General features: G+C 38.7%; 20 protein-coding genes, 7 tRNA genes and 1 other annotated feature. Of the genes, 25 read left to right on the forward strand and 2 right to left on the reverse strand.

Translation table 11 applies throughout. The annotated features are described in order from the left end of the window. The first annotated feature begins 7 nt into the window (after nucleotides 1-7). The 9 genes from PQ578_RS07055 (at nucleotide 8) to PQ578_RS07095 (ending at nucleotide 2,494) form a co-directional block, all read left to right on the forward strand. Nucleotides 8-490, forward strand: a complete 483-nt coding sequence (locus PQ578_RS07055; RefSeq protein ID WP_273832784.1) for a DUF456 domain-containing protein — start codon at nucleotides 8-10, stop codon at nucleotides 488-490. Between the two features lie 133 nt (nucleotides 491-623). Next, nucleotides 624-698, forward strand: a tRNA-Asn gene (locus PQ578_RS07060). A 3-nt stretch (nucleotides 699-701) separates the two neighbouring features. Then, nucleotides 702-778 (forward strand) — tRNA-Met (locus PQ578_RS07065). A 26-nt stretch (nucleotides 779-804) separates the two neighbouring features. Next, nucleotides 805-880: transfer RNA gene (locus PQ578_RS07070), tRNA-His, on the forward strand. Between the two features lie 12 nt (nucleotides 881-892). Further along, nucleotides 893-969 (forward strand) — tRNA-Ile (locus tag PQ578_RS07075). A gap of 10 nt (nucleotides 970-979) precedes the next feature. Beyond that, nucleotides 980-1,072: transfer RNA gene (locus PQ578_RS07080), tRNA-Ser, on the forward strand. A gap of 183 nt (nucleotides 1,073-1,255) precedes the next feature. Continuing rightward, nucleotides 1,256-1,332, forward strand: a tRNA-Met gene (locus PQ578_RS07085). A gap of 202 nt (nucleotides 1,333-1,534) precedes the next feature. After that, nucleotides 1,535-1,610 (forward strand) — tRNA-Phe (locus tag PQ578_RS07090). A gap of 272 nt (nucleotides 1,611-1,882) precedes the next feature. Continuing rightward, nucleotides 1,883-2,494: a superoxide dismutase gene (locus PQ578_RS07095; RefSeq protein ID WP_098444242.1), complete on the forward strand. Its 612-nt coding sequence runs from the start codon at nucleotides 1,883-1,885 to the stop codon at nucleotides 2,492-2,494. 47 nt (nucleotides 2,495-2,541) lie between these two features. Here the strand turns inward: PQ578_RS07095 and PQ578_RS07100 are convergent, their stop codons facing one another. Beyond that, complete coding sequence (locus PQ578_RS07100; RefSeq protein ID WP_273832787.1) at nucleotides 2,542-2,829, reverse strand: hypothetical protein; 288 nt, start codon at nucleotides 2,827-2,829, stop codon at nucleotides 2,542-2,544. Between the two features lie 101 nt (nucleotides 2,830-2,930). Between PQ578_RS07100 and PQ578_RS07105 the strand changes: the two genes are divergently transcribed. The 16 genes from PQ578_RS07105 to PQ578_RS07180 all read left to right on the forward strand — a co-directional run bounded on the left by PQ578_RS07105 (nucleotide 2,931) and on the right by PQ578_RS07180 (nucleotide 19,172). Then, the gene (locus PQ578_RS07105) at nucleotides 2,931-4,181 is read left to right on the forward strand and encodes an MFS transporter (protein WP_273832789.1); all 1,251 of its coding nucleotides are present in this window, start codon (nucleotides 2,931-2,933) and stop codon (nucleotides 4,179-4,181) included. A 113-nt stretch (nucleotides 4,182-4,294) separates the two neighbouring features. Beyond that, the gene (locus PQ578_RS07110; RefSeq protein ID WP_273832791.1) at nucleotides 4,295-6,316 is read left to right on the forward strand and encodes a peptidoglycan D,D-transpeptidase FtsI family protein; all 2,022 of its coding nucleotides are present in this window, start codon (nucleotides 4,295-4,297) and stop codon (nucleotides 6,314-6,316) included. 292 nt (nucleotides 6,317-6,608) lie between these two features. Continuing rightward, on the forward strand, nucleotides 6,609-7,568 hold the full coding sequence (locus PQ578_RS07115; RefSeq protein ID WP_273832793.1) for a PstS family phosphate ABC transporter substrate-binding protein: 960 nt from the start codon (nucleotides 6,609-6,611) through the stop codon (nucleotides 7,566-7,568). Between the two features lie 79 nt (nucleotides 7,569-7,647). Then, nucleotides 7,648-8,580, forward strand: coding sequence for a phosphate ABC transporter permease subunit PstC (pstC, locus tag PQ578_RS07120; protein ID WP_098444237.1), 933 nt, complete (start codon nucleotides 7,648-7,650; stop codon nucleotides 8,578-8,580). Continuing rightward, nucleotides 8,580-9,458: a phosphate ABC transporter permease PstA gene (pstA, locus tag PQ578_RS07125; protein ID WP_160918775.1), complete on the forward strand. Its 879-nt coding sequence runs from the start codon at nucleotides 8,580-8,582 to the stop codon at nucleotides 9,456-9,458. The genes pstC and pstA overlap by 1 nt, the downstream gene beginning before the upstream one ends. Nucleotides 9,459-9,499: 41 nt before the next feature. After that, nucleotides 9,500-10,321: a phosphate ABC transporter ATP-binding protein PstB gene (pstB, locus tag PQ578_RS07130; RefSeq protein ID WP_273832796.1), complete on the forward strand. Its 822-nt coding sequence runs from the start codon at nucleotides 9,500-9,502 to the stop codon at nucleotides 10,319-10,321. Nucleotides 10,322-10,342: 21 nt separating this feature from the next. Continuing rightward, complete coding sequence (gene phoU / locus PQ578_RS07135; protein WP_098444234.1) at nucleotides 10,343-11,002, forward strand: phosphate signaling complex protein PhoU; 660 nt, start codon at nucleotides 10,343-10,345, stop codon at nucleotides 11,000-11,002. A 116-nt stretch (nucleotides 11,003-11,118) separates the two neighbouring features. Beyond that, nucleotides 11,119-13,101 (forward strand): glycoside hydrolase family 15 protein, encoded by a 1,983-nt coding sequence (locus PQ578_RS07140; protein WP_273832800.1) that lies wholly within the window; start codon nucleotides 11,119-11,121, stop codon nucleotides 13,099-13,101. A 76-nt stretch (nucleotides 13,102-13,177) separates the two neighbouring features. Further along, a complete protein-coding gene (gene rpmG / locus PQ578_RS07145; RefSeq protein ID WP_048308894.1) occupies nucleotides 13,178-13,327 on the forward strand; it encodes a 50S ribosomal protein L33 in 150 nt (49 codons plus the stop codon). Nucleotides 13,328-13,405: 78 nt separating this feature from the next. Beyond that, nucleotides 13,406-13,972 (forward strand): 5-formyltetrahydrofolate cyclo-ligase, encoded by a 567-nt coding sequence (locus PQ578_RS07150; RefSeq protein WP_224884000.1) that lies wholly within the window; start codon nucleotides 13,406-13,408, stop codon nucleotides 13,970-13,972. Continuing rightward, entirely contained in the window at nucleotides 13,969-14,739 is a 771-nt protein-coding gene (locus tag PQ578_RS07155) for a DUF92 domain-containing protein (protein ID WP_273832806.1), read from the forward strand. The genes PQ578_RS07150 and PQ578_RS07155 overlap by 4 nt, the downstream gene beginning before the upstream one ends. Next, nucleotides 14,736-15,332 carry a molybdenum cofactor guanylyltransferase gene (mobA, locus tag PQ578_RS07160; RefSeq protein WP_273832807.1) on the forward strand — a complete coding sequence of 199 codons (597 nt, stop codon included), beginning with the start codon at nucleotides 14,736-14,738 and terminating at the stop codon, nucleotides 15,330-15,332. The genes PQ578_RS07155 and mobA overlap by 4 nt, the downstream gene beginning before the upstream one ends. After that, nucleotides 15,333-16,352, forward strand: coding sequence for a ThiF family adenylyltransferase (locus tag PQ578_RS07165; RefSeq protein ID WP_273832810.1), 1,020 nt, complete (start codon nucleotides 15,333-15,335; stop codon nucleotides 16,350-16,352). A 113-nt stretch (nucleotides 16,353-16,465) separates the two neighbouring features. After that, nucleotides 16,466-16,662, forward strand: a binding site (T-box leader). Nucleotides 16,663-16,748: 86 nt separating this feature from the next. After that, nucleotides 16,749-18,110, forward strand: a complete 1,362-nt coding sequence (gene nhaC, locus PQ578_RS07170) for a Na+/H+ antiporter NhaC (protein WP_273832812.1) — start codon at nucleotides 16,749-16,751, stop codon at nucleotides 18,108-18,110. Between the two features lie 67 nt (nucleotides 18,111-18,177). Further along, entirely contained in the window at nucleotides 18,178-18,351 is a 174-nt protein-coding gene (locus tag PQ578_RS07175) for a hypothetical protein (protein WP_224884010.1), read from the forward strand. Between the two features lie 113 nt (nucleotides 18,352-18,464). Continuing rightward, complete coding sequence (locus PQ578_RS07180; RefSeq protein WP_273832814.1) at nucleotides 18,465-19,172, forward strand: HAD family hydrolase; 708 nt, start codon at nucleotides 18,465-18,467, stop codon at nucleotides 19,170-19,172. Nucleotides 19,173-19,185: 13 nt separating this feature from the next. On the opposite strand, the gene PQ578_RS07185 is transcribed toward PQ578_RS07180, so the two are convergent. Next, nucleotides 19,186-20,094, reverse strand: a complete 909-nt coding sequence (locus tag PQ578_RS07185; protein WP_273832816.1) for a hypothetical protein — start codon at nucleotides 20,092-20,094, stop codon at nucleotides 19,186-19,188. Between the last annotated feature and the right edge of the window lie 75 nt (nucleotides 20,095-20,169).

The raw sequence follows: 20,169 nt of genomic DNA on the forward strand, positions 1-20,169 counted from the left end.
AGAAGGTATGGATATTTTATTTTGGTCTTTAATCGTTGCCTCATTTATTATCGCATTTGTTGGATTGATTTACCCAATTATTCCAGCGGTCTTATTTATTTATACTGGTTTTATTTTGTACGGTATATTTTATGATTTTGGTTCAATGACATTATCTTTCTGGATCATTCAGGTAATGCTCACGCTTTTATTATTTGCAGCAGATTATGCGAGTAATTTGTTTGGTGTTAAAAAGTATGGAGGCTCTAAAGCGGCGATTTGGGGGAGTACGATCGGTTTGTTAGTCGGCCCGTTTATTATTCCATTTGCGGGAATTATTCTTGGTCCATTTATTGGAGCGGTGGTAGCAGAGTTAGCGATTCATCGAAAACCATTTAAAGAGTCTGTGCAAGTTGGTGTAGGATCTTTACTTGGTTTCCTTGGGGGGGCAGTTATGAAAGGGGTTCTTCAGGCCATCATGATTACCGTATTTTTGGTCTACGTTTTGTAGATCTTGATGGTGAAATGAAAGAGTGATATAGTATTTTCATGATTGATTTGCAAAGTGATGAAATTTAATTCACAAAAAGCATTGACGCTTTAATTGATCATATGGTATATTAGTTCTTGTCGTTAAGAGATATTCCACAGTAGCTCAGTGGTAGAGCTATCGGCTGTTAACCGATCGGTCGTAGGTTCGAATCCTACCTGTGGAGCCATATGGCGGTGTAGCTCAGCTGGCTAGAGCGTACGGTTCATACCCGTGAGGTCGGGGGTTCGATCCCCTCCGCCGCTACCATATCATTTAAAGTATAACTAGTCATGGCGGTTGTGGCGAAGTGGTTAACGCACCGGATTGTGATTCCGGCATTCGTGGGTTCAATTCCCATCAGCCGCCCCACTATTTACATAAGGACCCTTAGCTCAGCTGGTTAGAGCTGACGGCTCATAACCGTCCGGTCGCAGGTTCGAGTCCTGCAGGGTCCACCATATGCATATCGGAGGAATACCCAAGTCTGGCTGAAGGGATCGGTCTTGAAAACCGACAGGGGCTTAGTCGCCCGCGGGGGTTCGAATCCCTCTTCCTCCTCCATTTTTCTATAATGGGTTACACAGTATCTTACATTCAAATTGTCGCGGGGTGGAGCAACGAGCGTTACTTCCAAGAACCAACATCGAGTTGTTTCGACGGATACACATCGAAGCTTAATCTTGTAGAGGAAGAAACAGTGCACAGCATATTGAAGCAGGTTAAGCATTATTACATTTATATCGTCGCGGGGTGGAGCAGTTCGGTAGCTCGTTGGGCTCATAACCCAAAGGTCGCAGGTTCAAATCCTGCCCCCGCAACCAATTTTAAATTCTGACTACGTCGAATTTACTTCTTCGAAAGAATTTAATGGTAGTGCCTTTGGTGCAACCAATTTTAAATTCTGACTACGTCGATTAAACCTCGAAGCTAAAATTTAATCGGAGTCCCCTAGGGGCAACCTAAACTCATAACAAGGTGTTATTACTATTAAAAGTAAATGTACAATACACGATATACATATTTGGCTCTGTAGCTCAGTCGGTAGAGCAGAGGACTGAAAATCCTCGTGTCGGCGGTTCGATTCCGTCCGGAGCCACCACTCAATAAAGATCCCACTCGTCATTTAATGACGAGTTTTTTTATGTTTTAAGTGTACTAGTTCCCACTGTTAATTAGTGATTTTTTTATTTAAAATGTTTAATTCCATATAATGAGGGGAAACTTTACCTGTGTTGCGGACATTCAAATGTTTATTATTTGAAAACGCATGACAATTCTGCTAATGTAAACTTGTGACGTCATCATGTTTAAGTGGCAATTTACGTTGCCCTAACAGCAAGTTACATATTATATTTGAGGAGGAGATTCACAATGGCTAAATTTGAACTACCAGAACTACCTTACGACTATAATGCACTAGAACCACACATCGATGAAGAAACAATGAAGATCCACCATGACAAGCACCATAACGCATACGTAACAAAACTAAATGGTGCACTCGAAGGTCATGAAGAACACGCATCAAAAAGCCTTGAAGAACTTCTTGGCAATCTAGATGCGCTTCCTGAAGGCATTCGCACTGCTGTTCGTAACAATGGTGGCGGACACGCTAACCACTCACTTTTCTGGCAACTTCTTAGCCCTAACGGTGGCGGAGAGCCGTCAGGTGATTTAAGCGAAGCACTTAAAAAGAAATTTGGTAGCTTTGAAAGCTTTAAAGAAGATTTCGCTAACGCTGCTGCTGGTCGCTTTGGCTCAGGCTGGGCTTGGCTTGTAGTAAAAGGCGGAGAGCTTGAAGTAACAAGCACCCCTAACCAGGATACTCCAGTTATGGAAGGTGTTACACCAATCCTTGGATTAGATGTTTGGGAGCATGCTTATTACCTGAAGTATCAAAACAAACGTCCTGATTACATTAGCGCATTTTGGAATGTCGTTAATTGGGATGAAGTTGCTAAGCGTTACGAAGCAGCTAAATAAAATAGGTTATCTTAGCCCTCGGCACTTTGCTGGGGGCTTTTCATTTCTCATTCAATCAGTGTATAAATAGGTCCTAATTGATAAAGGATATGATTTATTAAATAATCGGTGAAATCACAACCATTTTCGAAGTCGGTAGGTGAACCTACAAGTAGTTGTTGATCAGATAAGGTGATTGACACTTCTTTATTTCGATAACTAATAAGGAAATAGTGCGTCATCTTAGAAATGAAAAAAGAACATTTATCCTCATTTACTACAGTTTCAATGCTTTGAATTAGTTGGTTACGTAGCTGTTTAGTCAGATAATCTGTTCGATATAAAAAGTAATACATACATAGTCCCCTTTCAAACATAGTTTATCCTTTTTGATTCTTCCGCATAACGAGGAAGAATTAAGTCAAAATAAGGGTGGATGAAAAAAGGGGAGTTTCTAATGAAAGTGATAAAACATATGATTGGTGAGATAGAAGTAACAAAAGATCTGTTGTTATTGCTAACAATCGGTGGTTTATATGCCCTGAGCATTGCACTTTCAAATACGTTTGTGAATGTGTATTTGTGGAAGCAATCCGGAGAGTTTGCTGATATCGGTATATATAACCTTTCCGCTGTTATTAGCCAGCCACTTACCTTTATTCTTGCAGGCAGGTGGGCGAAGAAAATGGATAGAGTGATCGTCTTACGAATAGGCGTCATTTTTCTAGCCCTCTTTTATATAACGGTTCTTTCTTTAGGTCAAAATGCGAGTCATTTATTAGTCTTACTTGGATCCTTACTTGGAATTGGGTTTGGCTTTTATTGGCTAGCGTTTAATGTGTTAACATTTGAAATTACTGAGCCAGAAACGAGGGATTTTTTTAATGGTTTTCTCGGCTTACTAACTTCTTTTGCAGGTATGATTGGTCCGATTTTTGCGGGTGTGATTATTTCCAGTCTCGAAGCATTTACGGGGTATAAGGTGATTTTTGGAGTTTCACTATCCTTGTTTTTTGCAGCCGTCATCTTAAGTTTCTTTCTTGAAAGGCGATCTGCGAAAGGCAACTTTTCATTTACCCGAATTTTCCAAGAAAGAAAAGCGAATGCCGATTGGCTCAATATATTGCACGCGCATTTTTTTCAAGGGATAAGAGAAGGTACTTTTATTTTTATTATCGTCGTTCTTGTTTTTATAACGACGGAAAGTGAACTTGCTATCGGTACATTCGGACTTGTAAACTCGGCAGTGTCCTTTTTAGCGTATTACTTGGCGACCCGTCTAATAAAACCAAGGTTTCGAAAAAAAGCAATCTTATATGGGGGGCTGATTCTTTATGCATCGGTATTCTTACTTGTAACAGACCTAACATTTGCGCGATTGTTAATGTACGGTGTTTGTATCTCGCTTGCATATCCATTACTTCTTGTTCCGTACATTTCACTAACTTATGATGTCATTGGTAAAGCATGGAATGCTGCAGAAATGCGTATTGAGTATATTGTTGTTCGAGAGGTTTACTTAAACCTGGGTCGAATTGTATCAATCCTTTTATTCCTACTAACAGTGTCGCTGTTTAACGATGAAAAAAGTATTCCAATTTTGTTATTAATTGTTGGAGCGGGACATACGTTTATTTACCTATTCGTAAGAAAACTTCAAACGACTTCAGCAACCGTGACAGAACCGTCTCCTGACCCATTACAATAGCTCATTAGTCCCTTTACTTTTTTATTATCACTAAGTATAGTAAGGAGAAGAGAGATCAGAGACACCTGTCTGAAACAGGTGTCTATATTTGTTTAAGGGGAAGGGAGTTTATTGTGAAAGCTAAGAAAAAGAAAAATCATGTACCTTTTAGACTAAATATATTATTTTTATCGGTTTTCCTTTTGTTTTCTACCTTAATTCTTCGACTGGGTGTTATTCAGATTGTAAATGGAGAAGAATACGAGCGTGTTTCTGAACAAACTGAAAACGTGACTGCAGAGTCAACTGCACCTCGTGGGAAAATGTATGACCGTTACGGACGAGTTCTTGTAGATAATAATCCGCAGTTTGCTCTTACATATATTCGAACACAGAATACAAAACAAGCTGAAAGGCTTGAACTAGCTCAAAAATTAGCTGAATATATTGAGATGGATACTGAAGATGTTATAGATCGAGATTTAAAAGATTATTGGATTGTTACGAATCCAGAAAAAGCGAAGGCGAAGTTAACCGAAAAAGAATGGGAAGAGATGGAGTCTAGTGAAGCTTATCAGCTACAAATTGAACGCATTAGTGATAAAGATCTAGAAGAAATTAAAAACAATCCACAAGAGCTTGAAGTTGCTGCTATAAAAAGAGCAATGGACACTGGTTATGCTTTGTCGTCTCAGACAATTAAAATCGGTTTAAATGAAGATGAAATTGCTAAAGTGAGTGAAAATCTTGGTTCTTTACCAGGCATAGAGATACAAGCAGACGCCACAAGAGAATATCCTTATGGAAACACCCTTCAAACCATTTTTGGGAGAGTCGGACCTATTCCTAAAGATGAATTGAGTTATTATGGATTAAGAGATTATGAGCGAAATGACAAAGTTGGCATTAGCTATCTTGAAAAAGAATACGAAGAGTACCTTAAAGGTCAAAAAGAAAAGCAAACTTACGTCACAGATAAATCAGGTGAGCCAATAGGCGAGCCAAAAGTGATTGAAGGACAAAGAGGAAATGATTTGGTACTCTCATTAGACATTGATCTTCAAAAAGAAGTTGAGAAAATTCTTGATGAAGAGCTTAACGATGCAAGGCAATATGGAGCAACGAGAGGCTATGTTGTGATGATGGATCCAAATACTGGGGAAATCTTGTCGTTTGCAGGGAAAGAATATAATAATGGCGAGTTCAAAGATCGCACTTTTGGTGTGATTGGAGACTCTTATGCGATGGGATCAACAGTTAAAGGAGCAACGGTTTTAACAGGTTATCAGTATGGAGTAATTAATCCAAATACAACTCTTGTAGACGAAGTCTTATACTTTAAGGATGAAGGTAAAAAGTCATCTTATACGGCTAATGCAATGGGACCTATTTCAGATCTTGTTGCTTTACAAAGATCCTCAAACGTATATATGTGGAAAATTGCGATGAGCATGGCTGATTATGACTACGCTCCTTATGAAAGTAGTGGTTATGACCCGGCAGCTTATAATGAGCTAAAAGAATCATTCTCTCAGTTTGGTTTAGGAGTGAAAACAGGAATTGACTTGCCTGGCGAAAGTTCAGGGTTAAATGGTGGGATAAGTGAATTCGGTAAAATTCTAGATTTTGCGATTGGACAGTACGATACGTATACACCAATGCAAATGGCTCAATATACTTCTACAATTGCAAATGGAGGTTATCGTATTGAACCCCATCTATTAAAAGAAGTTCATGAACCTTCTGAAAAAGATGGTTTGTCTGATACGATTCTGTTCCAAAATACTCCGGAAGTGTTAAACAAAATTAAAATGAGTGAAGAAGAAGTGGCTCATGTCCAAAAGGGAATGTGGATGGTTATGAATACTGAAAATGGTACTGCAGGCACACACTATCCTTACTTCCAAAGTGATGACTATCAAGCAGCTGGAAAGACTGGGACAGCTCAGATTGGAGATGGGTATAATTTAACTCTAGTTGGCTATGCCCCTTATGACAATCCAGAAGTTGCGATTTCGGTTGTTGTGCCAGAAGTGAATGATTCTTCTTCTGGTTCCGTGAACAAAAAAATAGGTGGTCGAATTCTTGATGCCTATTTTGAACTGAAAGATGAAGCTAAGAAACCAATTGGGTATGAAGAAAAAGAAACTGAATAAGCAAGAATAAAAAAACCGCTGAAAAAGCGGTTTTTTTTTATATTATAAGGACAAATTAACAACAGAATCATCCTGGATGAAATGTAATTTAAAGCTAATAGAAGGGAAAAATCTATCATTTCCCCAAAAAAAGAGAAATTAAAACGTTTTCCGACAAGCATTTACAATCTCTTTACAATTGGTTTATACGACATTAATATCTGGGCTGTATTCTAAGAATTGTGATTGAGAGGCCAGTACACAAACAACCTGGTTAGTCACAAGTACAAACATCCATTTAGGGGGAAATAACATGAAGTTCAAAGGCATTATGCTTATGGTAGTTATGTCGATGGTAATGATTTTCGCAGCAGCTTGCGGAAATAACTCTGGTAACACAAACAGCGGCGGAGAAGCTTCAGGTGATGAAGTATCTGGCGAAGTTCTAATGGACGGATCTTCTACAGTATTCCCAATTATGGAAGCAGTTGCTGAAGAATACGCTTCTGTACAACCTGATGTAAAAGTTAGTGTAGGTGTTTCAGGTTCTGGTGGTGGATTTGAGAAATTCTCTGCTGGTGAAACAGACATGAGTAACGCTTCTCGTCCAATCAAGGAAGAAGAAACAGCTGCACTTGAAGAAGCTGGTATTGACTTCACAGAATTTGAAATTGCAAAAGACGGTCTTTCTATCGTTGTTAACTCTGAGAATGATTGGGTAGATCAGCTTACAATTGACGACCTAAAGAAAATCTGGTTAGGTGAAGCAACAATGTGGAGCGACGTCAACCCTGAATGGCCTGAAGAAAAAATCGAATTATTTAGCCCTGGTACAGATTCTGGAACGTATGACTACTTTAATGAAGTAGTACTAGAAGATGAGCAAATGGTGAAAGAAGCAACACTTTCTGAAGATGATAATGTACTTGTAAATGGTGTAACTGGTTCTAAAAACGGTATGGCATTCTTCGGTTATGCTTACTACCTAGAAAACAAAGATAGCCTTAACATTGTTCCAATTGTTAATGGTGATGGTGAAGCGGTAGAGCCGAATGCAGAAACTATTCAAGACGGATCTTATGAACCACTTTCTCGTCCACTATTCACGTATGTGAAGCATTCAGCTGTAAAAGATAACCCGGCAGTTTACGATTTCACTAAATATGCACTAGAAAACGCTGGTGAAATGGCAGAAGCAGTTGGATATGTAGCTCTTCCAGAAGAAAAGTATACAGAAGATATGAACAAACTAGAAGAAATCGCTGGTAAGTAAGAATAAAATGAAACAGATTGGTGAGGAGTTACGGCTCCTCACTTTATCCTGTTTTGCTCTTTGTGAGGGGGAGTAATAAATGCAAAGCTCTGTTCGTCAGATGATTAAAGACAAAAAAGAGAAAAATCAATCACGAGCGAAGTTTATGGAGAAACTTGTACCGGGCTTATTGCTTTTATGTGCAATTATCTCTGTATTAACAACGCTTGGTATTGTTTTTACATTGATTGTAGAAACAATTACGTTTTTCAACCGTGTTTCAATTATTGAATTCTTTACGAATAAAGATTGGTACCCGTTTTTTGGAGACAACCCTGATTATGGAATTTGGCCACTGATTTCTGGAACATTAATGATTACCGGGATCGCCATGCTCGTTGCCATTCCGTTAGGATTAGCAGCAGCCATTTATTTGAGTGAATATGCAAGTGATAGCGTTAGAAGAATCATTAAGCCGATTCTGGAAGTATTAGCAGGTATTCCTACGATTGTATATGGTTTCTTTGCTTTAACTTTTGTTACACCAGTTCTACAAAATATTATTCCGAGTCTTCCTATTTTCAACGCATTGAGCCCCGGTATCGTTGTAGGGATTATGATTATTCCTATGGTTGCATCTCTCTCCGAGGATGCGATGAGTTCTGTACCGAACGCAATTCGAGAAGGTGCACTCGGACTTGGCGCTACACGATTTGAGGTTGCTGTGAAAGTAGTTCTACCAGCTGCATTATCAGGGATTATTGCATCCTTTGTACTTGCGATTTCAAGAGCAATCGGTGAAACAATGATCGTAACAGTCGCAGGTGGTGCAACACCAAAACTTACTCTAGATGTAACGGAGTCTATACAGACAATGACATCTTATATTGTGCAGGTAAGTCTGGGGGATGCTGGTTATGGAACAACAATTTACTACAGCATTTATGCTGTTGGGATGACGCTCTTCCTTTTCACACTTATCATGAACCTTATCGCGCAATATATTTCTCGTAGATTCAGGGAGGAATACTAATGCAATTAGTAGATCAGGCAAAAGTAAAAAGTAAAATGCAAACCAGATTAGCACAAAATAAGATTCTTAAAGGAATCTTCTTTGGTGCAACAATGCTAGCACTCGTAGTGCTTGTTATCTTGTTATATCGGATATTCACTCAAGGAATTGGTTACTTAAATCTTGAGTTCTTTCAAAATTTCGCGTCTCGTTTCCCTGAAAAAGCAGGGATTAAAGCAGCGTTTTTCGGTACTTTATGGATGATGGCAGTAATAGCTCCGGTGGCACTTACAATTGGAGTTGGAACCGCGATTTATCTTGAAGAATATGCAAAGAAAAATAAGTTTACAACGTTTATTCAAATAAATATTTCAAATTTAGCAGGTGTGCCCTCGATCGTTTTTGGTTTACTTGGACTTACTGTATTTGTTCGGATGTTGGAAATGGGGCGCAGTGTTCTAGCCGGTGGTTTAACGATGAGTTTATTAATTTTGCCAATAATCGTTGTTGCTGCTCAAGAAGCTGTACGTTCGGTTCCAAAAGAGCTTCGAGAGGCTTCTTATGCCATGGGTGCTACGAAATGGCAAACAATCAAAAAGGTTGTATTACCAGCTGCGATCCCTGGGATTTTAACAGGAGGAATTCTTGCGCTATCACGCGCAATCGGTGAAACAGCGCCACTTCTTATGATTGGTGCATTAACGTTTGTAGCTTACTTGCCTGAGAATTTCTTGTCCGGCTTCACCGTTATGCCAATCCAAATTTTCAACTGGACAAGTCGACCTCAGACAGAGTTCCATGATGTTGCAGCAGCTGGAATTATCGTTCTTCTTGCGATGTTGCTCATTATGAATTCAATTGCTGTCTTAATTCGAAATAAGTTTTCTAAAAGACTGTAGCTACGTAAAACTCTCATCAATGAGTAAAGGGGATTTTGAAAATGAAAACAGTTATGGATGAAAAGAAAGTCGTAAAAGCTCCGCGGTCAGAAGAACAGACAAAAGAAAAAGATTCTGTATATAGCATTCAAAATTTTAATTTATGGTACGGAAAAGACCAGGCTCTAAAAGATATTAAATTCGAAATTCCAGAAAAACAGGTAACAGCAATTATCGGGCCATCCGGTTGTGGTAAATCCACGTTTATTAAAGCTCTTAATAGAATGGTTGAAATGGTGCCAATTGTAAAAATGTCTGGTGATATTAACTATCGTGGGAAAAACATTTTTGAGAACAAATACAAAGTAGAAGATTTGCGTACAAAAGTTGGAATGGTTTTCCAAAAGCCGAATCCATTTCCAAAATCAATCTATGAAAATGTCGTTTATGGTCCCAAAATTCACGGCATTAAAAACAAAAAAGTACTTGATGAAATTGTCGAAAAAAGCTTAAAAGGTGCAGCGCTTTGGGAAGAAGTAAAAGATCGTCTTAGCGAAAATGCTTACGGTTTATCTGGTGGTCAGCAACAGCGCCTTTGTATCGCTCGCTGTCTAGCAATTGAGCCTGATGTTATCTTGATGGATGAGCCAACATCTGCGCTTGACCCAATCTCTACTCTTAAAGTAGAAGAACTTGTTCAAGAATTAAAGAAAGATTTCAGTATTATTATCGTAACGCACAACATGCAACAAGCAGCTCGTATCTCTGATAAAACGGCCTTTTTCTTAAACGGTGAAGTCGTAGAGTTTTCTGATACGAACCAGTTATTCTCTAATCCTACAGATAAGCGAACAGAAGACTATATTACAGGCCGTTTCGGTTAATTATTTCGGGGGTGAGCATTTATGGTAGTGAGAGAAAATTTCCAAGAACAATTAGATGAAATAAAAACTAAGCTTCTTGAGCTAGGCTCTTTAGCGCAGGTGGCGGTTGACGATGCGATTACTGCATTAAAGAATCAGGATGTTGATAAAGCACTTGAAATCATTGATAATGATTATAAAATTAACCGCCTTGAGGAAGAAATTAATGAAACAGCGATTTGGTTAATTGCGAAAGAGCAGCCGCTTGCAACTGATCTAAGAAGACTTATTTCTGCATTGAAAATAACAACGGATGTTGAGCGCGTTGGCGATCTTGCTGTTAATATTGCTAAGTCAATTATTCGAATCGGGGACAAACCTTTTGTTAAACCGATTGAAGAAATTCCAGCATTAGCTCAAAAAGCGAATAATATGTTAAAGGAAGTACTTGCTTCCTTTTATGATGAAGATGTGAATCAGGCAATGGCTGTGGCGGATGCTGATGATGAAATTGATAACATGTACGGACGTCTGGTAAAAGAACTACTTGAGTTGATGACAGAACATCCTGAAAGTGTTAGCCAAATTCAACAGCTTTCTTTTATCTGCCGCTATGTAGAACGTATTGGAGACCATTGCACAAATATTTCAGAAAGCGTGATCTACGTTGTGAAGGGGAAGCGCTACGACTTAAATGCTTAATCAAAAAACCACACTCTAAAAATGAGTGTGGTTTTTTAATCTATTTAGAAAGGTTAAGTAATGACCTGTCCACTTCTGCAATAGACTAGTGTAGGAGATGGATAGGGGGGAGCAAAATGCCAAGACATTTAGTCATTGGAAACGGTCAACTGCTTATCAATATGGATCAATTTCTACAAATTCGAGATATTTATTACCCTTATGTAGGTCAGCAGAATCACGTTCAGGGTCATGCAAATCGAATCGGGGTTTGGGTAGATGGGAAGTTTTCATGGCTCCACTCATCGGAATGGGATATCCAGCCAAATTATGATCAGGATACGCTCGTGACGTATAGTACTGCGGTACATCCTCATCTTGGAATTAAACTGGTTTTTGAAGAAGGCGTACATCAACGTGAAATGCTAATGATTCGTAAAATTACGATTGTTAATTTAGAAAATCAAAGTCGCGATGTAAGACTATTTTTTCATCAAGATTTAAATATTTATGAAACAGAAGTAGGCGACACAGCTTACTTTTGTCCAGATACAAAGTCTGTGATTCATTATAAACGCTACAGGTATTTTCTGTTCAATGGCGAGCTAGATGGAGAGGGAATTGAACAGTACACGACAGGAGTAAAGCGATTTCAGGCTGCTGAAGGCACGTGGCGTGATGCTGAAGATGGTCATTTACACGTTAATCCAATTGCGCAAGGTTCAGTTGATAGTACTTTTTCACTCGAGACAAAGTTGGAACCGCATCAACAAAAAACAGCTTATTACTGGATGACAGTAGGTAGAACTAAAGAAGAAGTCAGTAGCATTCATGAATATGTGAGCGAGATTGGTACTCAATTAACGGTTGAAAAAATTCGTATGTATTGGAATCGATGGGTAAACAAATCCGTGCTTCCGGAGACTGATTTAGGTCCTAATATCCTATCTCTTTATAAAAGAAGTCTATTAATTGTGCGAACGCAAACAAATCAAAATGGTACGATTATCGCAGCGAATGACTCAGATATTTTGCATTATAACCGCGATCACTATAGCTATATGTGGCCTAGAGATGGTGCGCTAATTGCTTCTGCCATGTCTAAAGCAGGGTATCATGGAATGGTTACAAACTTTTATCGCTGCTGTGCAGAACTTCTTTCAAAAGAAGGGTATTTACATCATAAATACAATCCTGATGGCTCTGTAGGGTCGAGCTGGCATCCTTATGTCGATCGTTTAAAGAAAACTCAGCTTCCGATACAAGAGGATGAAACGGCTCTTGTTCTCTGGGCGTTCTGGGAACATTACCAATCAACAGGTGATATTGAATTTGCTCAATCGCTTTATAAGTTTTTAGTTCGACCTGGTGCAAAATTTCTGTTGCAATTTATGGATGAAACCCTCGACCTGCCACTTCCTTCTTATGATCTTTGGGAAGAAAGGTTTGGTGTTTTTAGTTTTACAGCGTCCGCTTGCTATGGTGGTCTTATGGCTGCTCATTCGTTTGCAAGGTTGTTCGGAGAAGATGATCGTGCTGAGAGCTATTATAAAGGGGCAGAGCGGATTAAAAAGGGGATAGAGGAACATCTCTATGACGAAACACGTTCCTGCTTCTTAAGGGGGCTTTATCGAAATAATGAAACAGGTGAAATAACGAAAGATTATACAATCGAAAGCAGCCTATTTGGATTATTTGCATTTGGGGTTTTTCCTGCTAATGATCCTCGTATGGTTCGAACGATGGAAGAGATTGAAAAAAGACTTTCTGTAAAAACGAGCATTGGCGGCGTAGCGCGTTATGTTAGCGATTATTATTTTCAACAATCGCAAAATGTTGAAGAAGTACCCGGTAATCCTTGGGTAATTTGTACTCTGTGGATCGCTAAATGGAAAATTTCCCGTGCCCAAACCCTGAAACAATTACGTGATGCGAAACATCACATAGATTGGGTATATAAACAGGCTCTTTCAAGTGGTATACTACCAGAGCAGGTACATCCGTATACAGGAAAACCATTATCAGTAGCGCCCTTAACATGGTCGCATGCTACGTTTGTGGATGTTGTGAAAGATTACCTTGAAAAGTATGAAGCACTTTCCACAACAAAAACAACTTGATTGAATGAGATTTGTTTGTTATCATAATAAAGTATGTTGTTAAATGAACAGTTTGATAGGATTTGGAGGGATATTCATGCGCGTACAAATTACATTGGCTTGCACTGAAACAGGCGATCGTAACTACATCACGACGAAGAACAAACGTACTAACCCTGATCGTCTTGAACTTAAAAAATACAGCCCAAGACTTAAAAAGCAGACGTTACATCGCGAAACAAAGTAAGCAGTAGGTTATCCTACTGCTTTTTTATTTGCTCATTTTCCCGTAAACTAGTAAGTAAGAAAAGTAGGAGGAATGATGATGCAATCAAAACACGAGTGGCGAACAAATATGAAAATAAAATTAAAAGAAATAACTGCTGCTGATAAAGGGAAGCTTGATCAACAAATACTTGATCGTCTATATACATATAAACCGTACACAAATGCAGAAACGATCGGCTTAACGGTGGCAATGAAAGGTGAAATAAATACAAAAAAAATTATAGAACGAGCATGGAGTGAAGGGAAAAGAGTAGCAGTACCGAAGTGTAATCCAAAAACCAAACAGATGACTTTTTATTATTTAACGGAATGGGATCAATTAGAAATAGTATATTTTGGTCTAGAAGAACCACGTCCCGAAAAAACAGAAATGTGTCCTCCTGACGAAATAGAACTTTTGCTTGTACCAGGCCTCATTTTTGATCGAAATGGGTTTAGAATTGGTTTTGGTGGTGGCTACTATGATCGCTATTTGAAGAACTATTCAAACTCAACCGTTTCGCTTGCTTACCAATTTCAAGTTGTCGAAAATGTGCCAACCGAAACGTTTGATTTGCCTGTAGAGGCAATAATCACGGATGAACAGATTGTTAACGTTAAATGAGTATTTATTTTTTTATATGTGCTTTGACAGGTTTTCTAGGTTACAAAGCTAAAGCCCTTTCGAAAAGAGGAGCAGTTGCTGCTACAGGAATAGGGTGCGCCATTGCACTTGGTTTTGCATGGAAAGGGCTTTTGCTTCTCGGTCTCTTTTTTCTATCTTCAACGATTTGGAGTAAGTATAAAACGGAGTTGAAAGATAACGTAGAAGAAATTGTAGAGAAAGGTTCGTCAAGAGATGAATATCAGGTCCTTGCTAACGGTGGGATCGCCGCCTTTGCTGGAGTAATGATGGTTATTTCCCCTGGAGAAGCATGGTTGTTACTTTTTCTAGGAGCGATTGCAACTTCTAATTCTGATACCTGGGCATCTGAACTTGGCGTTCTATCGGCGCGAAGACCGCTTCATATAAAAACATTGAAATTCGTTCAACCAGGCACTTCTGGAGCAGTTAGTATGCTTGGTTTATTAGCATCTATTCTAGGAGCGGGTTTAATTGGTGTTGTTGGTGCTTTCGTTTTTGACTTATCTTTTCAAGCAATAGCCTTTGTTACGCTCGCAGGCTTTGTCGGTTGTTTAAGCGATACGTTATTTGGAGCAACCTTGCAAGAAGAGTTTCAATGCCAAAGGTGTGGAACAAAAACCGAGCGCCATATTCATTGTGAAAATAAGACCGACAAAATAAAAGGCTTAAAAGGCTTGAATAATGATGTAGTCAATTTCGTCTCGTCTATTATTGGCGCACTCGTTGGAGGTGCAGCGTTGTTATGAAAATAACTGGTATATTGCTAGCAGGAGGGGAGTCTCGAAGATTTGGGTCTCCAAAAGCATTTGCTACTTATTGTGACAAACCATTTTATCAAGTGGTGTTAAATCAGCTTCATCCTGTAGTAGATGAAGCCATGATCGTAACCAAAATGAATTTATTAAAGCAGTTTAACATGCAGGTAGCTGAAAATATAAGAGTAATAAAAGATGAGGAAGCTTTCGAGGGGATGGGTCCGTTAGCAGGGATCTATTCTGGGATAAATCAATCGAACGGGGATTATTATCTTACCGTAGCTTGTGATATGCCGTTTGTAACAGATGGTTTATTTTCGCTTTTAATAGAAGAGCAATTAATTCATCGCGATGCAATGGCTATTATACCTGTCAGTTCAGGAAGGCGCCAACCTCTTTGTGCTCTTTATCATTCTTCATGTCAGCCTGTTATCGAAGAACTACTCATATCAGGGAAAAGAAGAATGAATGATCTTCTCCAATCAATTGATGTCCATTTTGTAGAAGTTGAAAATCGAGAAAGACAATTTTTAAATGTAAATACACGTGAAGAATTTAAACTTGTTCAAGGGGAGATAGATTAAATGGATGACTTTAAAAGATATTCTAGACAAATGCTTTTTTCTCCTATCGGCGAGGTTGGACAAAAGAAATTCAGTCAGTCGCGAGCTCTTATTGTCGGAATGGGTGCGCTCGGCACTGCTATAGCGAATCATCTTGTTCGAGCAGGCTTCGGCTACATAAGAATAGTCGATCGAGATTATGTAGAAAAAAGTAACCTTCAAAGACAGATGCTATTTGACGAAGAGGATGTTGCAGCGGCATTACCTAAAACAGTTGCTGCTAAAAATAAATTAACAAAAATGAATTCCGCTGTTGAAATCGAAGCCATTACAGCCGACGTAAATCCAAGTAACATTACTGAATTTATTGACAGTATGGATTTTGTAATGGACGGTACGGATAACTTTTCGACGCGATTTCTTCTAAATGATGCTTGTTTTAAAAATAAAATTCCATTTGTTTATGGGGGAGCTGTTAGTTCGAGGGGGATGACAGCTCTATTTGTCCCAGATGAAACTCCTTGCCTACGGTGCTTTATTCAGGGAGGAGAAGGAACGACAGGTGAAACGTGTGATACGATCGGTGTTATCTCTCCGATTGTAGATATTATCGCATCGTATCAAGTGACTGAAATTATGAAATATATAGCAGGAGATCATGAAAAGCTCCATCGTAGTCTACTGACTATGGATATTTGGCAGAATCACAGTTATGCTATGAAGTTTGCTTCTCCAAAGAAAGATTGTCCAACTTGTCAAACGAACGAGTATCCTTCTTTAAAGACAGGAGTAATGCAGGATATAACCTCTTTATGTGGGAGAGAAACGATTCAGATTCAGCTTGAAAGTCATTTTGATCTAAAAGAATGGGCAGAAAAACTTGAAAAAACGACAAAAGTAAAGAAAACTCCTTTCCTACTTAAAGCTCAGTTGGAAGAAGGGGAGAGGCTTGTGTTATTTCCAGACGGTCGGGTTCTTGTTCAAGGAACAGAAGATAGCGGAAGAGCAAAAGCACTTTATGCAAGATATATTGGAATGTAAAAAAAGCATCAGCCACATGGCTGGTGCTTTTTTACATCCCTCATTTTCTTGACAGAAGTATGGATTCAAGTATAAAATAACGATGTTACTTAAACGCACAAAAGCATAAAAGTACAAAAGTGAAGATTCAGACAAGTAACTTCTTTAGAAGAGCAGCAGAAGAGATCTGGTGGTTGCTGTAAACCAGAGCGTCTAGAAGTGAAATTACATCTGATGAACTAGTACGCGGCATCCCCGCCGTTAAAAGGGAGATAAGTGGGCAGCTAATGTTGTCAATAAGGGTGGTACCGCGAAGAACTTCGTCCCTTCAATTAAAGAAGGGCTTTTTTTAATGGAAAAATACAGATAGAGCAAAACTAATCGATAAGAACACATAGATTAAGGGAGAGAAAGAAAATGAAAAAAGTATCATTTCCAATCGCGCTTGTTGTTATTGGTTTACTAATGAGTTGGATGTTATTTAGTATTATTGGGTTAAAGGTGGAGCCTCATATTCCTCTCCTTGCGGGCGTAGTTGGCATGGGAATAATGGGACTTTTACTCGGTATGAAGTGGGAGGCAATTGAGAAGGCTCTTTTAGAGAGCATTACAACGGGGTTAAAACCGATTTTAATACTTTTTGTCGTTGGTATGATGATTGCTGTCTGGATGCAAAGTGGAACGGTACCAACATTATTGTATGGAGGACTTCAATTTATACAACCTGAATGGTTCTTAATAAGTGCGTTAATTGTTACAATTATCGTATCAACCTTTACGGGGAGCTCTTTTACAACGATAGGTACAATTGGAGTTGCGATGATGGGGATTGGTGCTGCAATGGGAGTAAGTCCCGCGCTAGCAGCAGGAGCTGTTATTTCTGGTGCATGTTTTGGTGATAAAATGTCTCCTCTTTCTGATACAACTAACTTCGCACCTGCAGTGGCAAAAGTAGATTTGTTTACGCATATTCGACACATGATGCGAACAACAATTCCAGCGATTATCTTAACGGTTATTTTCTTTTTTATTATGAGTAAAAACTTATCTTCTTCTGTTGATCCGGAGGATCTAAACAACGCAATGGTGGTTCTAAAAAGCGAGTTTCATATATCGCTATGGACGTTAGTCCCACCACTCCTTGTGCTTATACTTGCAGTTAAAAGAGTGCCGGTTCTCGTTACTTTATTTGCAGGGTTACTTGCAGGGATTATTGTTGCAATGGTAACACAAGGCGTTTATTCAGCCTCCTTGATCATAGGAACTATGCAAAATGGTTTTGCGAGTGAAACGTCCAGTGAGCTCGTAAATGGAATTATAAATAGAGGTGGACTACAATCCATGATGTGGAGCGTGTCCCTTATTATTTTAGCACTTGCACTTGGTGGTGTACTTCAAGCTATGGGCATAATTCAATCGCTCATGAGCGGTTTAACAAAGCTGCTAAACAGGCGAGGGCATTTAATTTCTGCGACGGCGACCTCAGCCATTGGGGTGAATTTATTAACGGGTGAGCAGTATTTGTCAATTTTACTTCCAGGGCAAACGTTTGAGCCTTTTTATGACAAAGCAGGAGTAGATCGTAAATACCTTTCCCGCACACTTGAAGATGCTGGAACATTAATAAATCCATTAATTCCCTGGGGTGTTTCGGGAGCCTTTTTTGCAGATACGCTAGGTGTACCGGTAATGAGCTATCTTCCATTTGCCATCTTCCTTTGGTTATCTCCATTATTTACAATAATATTGGGCTACTCGAATAATAAGAAGCTTGGATAGGAACTATGGATAAAAACGCCATTACCTGCAAACAGTAGAGGTATAGTACAGTTTCAGGAGGCGTATGATGAAAATAACGAAAGTACTCGTTCTTTTATCTTTAGTCGTGGTCATTTATGAATATCGCTATCGTTTATTAAATGGACTATTAGGTGTGGCGGTAATTAGACGCTTCATCGTAGGCAATTCATTAAAATTTCCTGGTTTACGAAACAAACTTTTTAGCTCGTTTTTATCCTAACCTCTACCTTTAAAGGTGGAGGTTTTTCCTTTCTTCTAAAAATAGAAAAGAGTAAAATAAGAACCATGATAAGAAAGTAAAGATTTGATCCTACTCAGATTGGAGGCGATTTTGTGAAATGGACACACATCTATTTTGATTTAGATAATACGCTGTACGATCATGAAAAAGCTTTTGAAAAAACCATTTTGGATTGTGCAGAAAACATGTTACATAAGAAAAAATCATCTCTTCCAGTTCATAAATGGTTTACTGTTTTCAAATGTAACTGTGATAAATTTTGGGGATTTTATGAAGAAGGAGAGTGGTCAAGAGAGCGTTATCAGATTAATCGCTTTTGTAAGACGAATGAATTTTTTGATTTAACATGCTCCGAACAAGAGGCAATTGATTTTCAAGAAGAATATCAGTCCAAAGTGGCCTCTTTCGCTGAGTTATATCCAGAAAGTGATTCTATATTATCATTACTGAAAAATAGAGGGGTTGAACTAGGCATCATTACGAACGGTGAGGAGGAAACCCAAACAGCAAAGATTGAAGCGTTACAACTGTTACAGTGGATCCCTCGAGAAAACATCTATATTTCAGAAGTTGTAGGGTTGGAAAAACCCGAAACTTCTATCTTTCACTACGTTTTAGGTAGTACTGGTCGATATTTATACATAGGCGACACCTTTGAACATGACATTAAACCTGCATTAAAAGCAGGCTTTGATGTAATTTATTTCAATTCTCGAAACGAAAAGGTTGATCAGCATCTTGAGGGTAAAGTCCCTGAAATCGTTACTTATTATGAATTGAAGAAGATTTTATTTGATTAGCAGACTCTTTCCTTTAGTTAGTTGAGTCATCTTTACGCTCGAGTAAGGGCTCGTTAAGGTATTGGATTAATTGAACGTTTTTTCCACTTTTTGTTTGAAGTAGGATAAGTAGATAAGGGGATTGTTTATGAATGAGTATGACTGGAATGGTGCTTCCTATAGGTGGTTCAGTAGAACTATCAGGGAGCAAGATGCCTAGAAAATAGTTCTTATATAACCCTTCCCATATTCCTCCAATAGCATCAGTAGTTTGCTTTTGAGATAAGCCAGGAAGTGCTTTATTTTCATATTGATCTAATGAAGTGAGTGATAAAATCGTATAATCTTCAGGATGTAAGTTATATTCAGCTACCATAGATTTGAAAACCAATTGAGCTTGCTGATCTATAGCATGATCAAGAATGTATTGCCATTCTTTTTCTTCTTCACTTGAAGCTTGTTTGAATGATTCTAATGGAGTCATTGGCGAATCAATCACGTATAGCTGGTCGTAGCTCATTTGTTGAGCGCTTTTTATCACATCATTTGGGTAGTGTATTTCGCCATAATGGTAAGTGATGGCCTCAAAATGACCGCTATCTTCACTCGTGATTCCTTTTTTTTGCCGAATGGTTGCCGTATTCTCTTTCCAAGTCGACATGGAGTCGATTAAGCGTCCCTCTTCATAAAGAAATGATAAATCTTGACGTAAATAGGCCGTTTCCGAAAGAGTTGACTCAGTCTTCCAGTTCAATGTGTATTCATCTTCATCTTCCTGCGTTAAAATAGTGAGAGATGTACTAGCTGAATCAAATGAAACGTCCGGGTCGGGAGGGAAATACGTAAATGATTCCCTGACAGGATTACTACTTGTATTTACAAGGATGAGCGCAAAAAAACCAATCATTCCCAGCATGATAACGTAGTGAATTCTTTTGATCATCCGGAGCCCTCCGATTCATTAAGCTTGTCATCATATGTATGAGATAGAGAACAAAAATATGAAGATCGTTTTCCC

This window comes from Guptibacillus sedimenti (assembly GCF_028610665.1).
Lineage (GTDB): Bacteria > Bacillota > Bacilli > Bacillales > Guptibacillaceae > Guptibacillus > Guptibacillus sedimenti.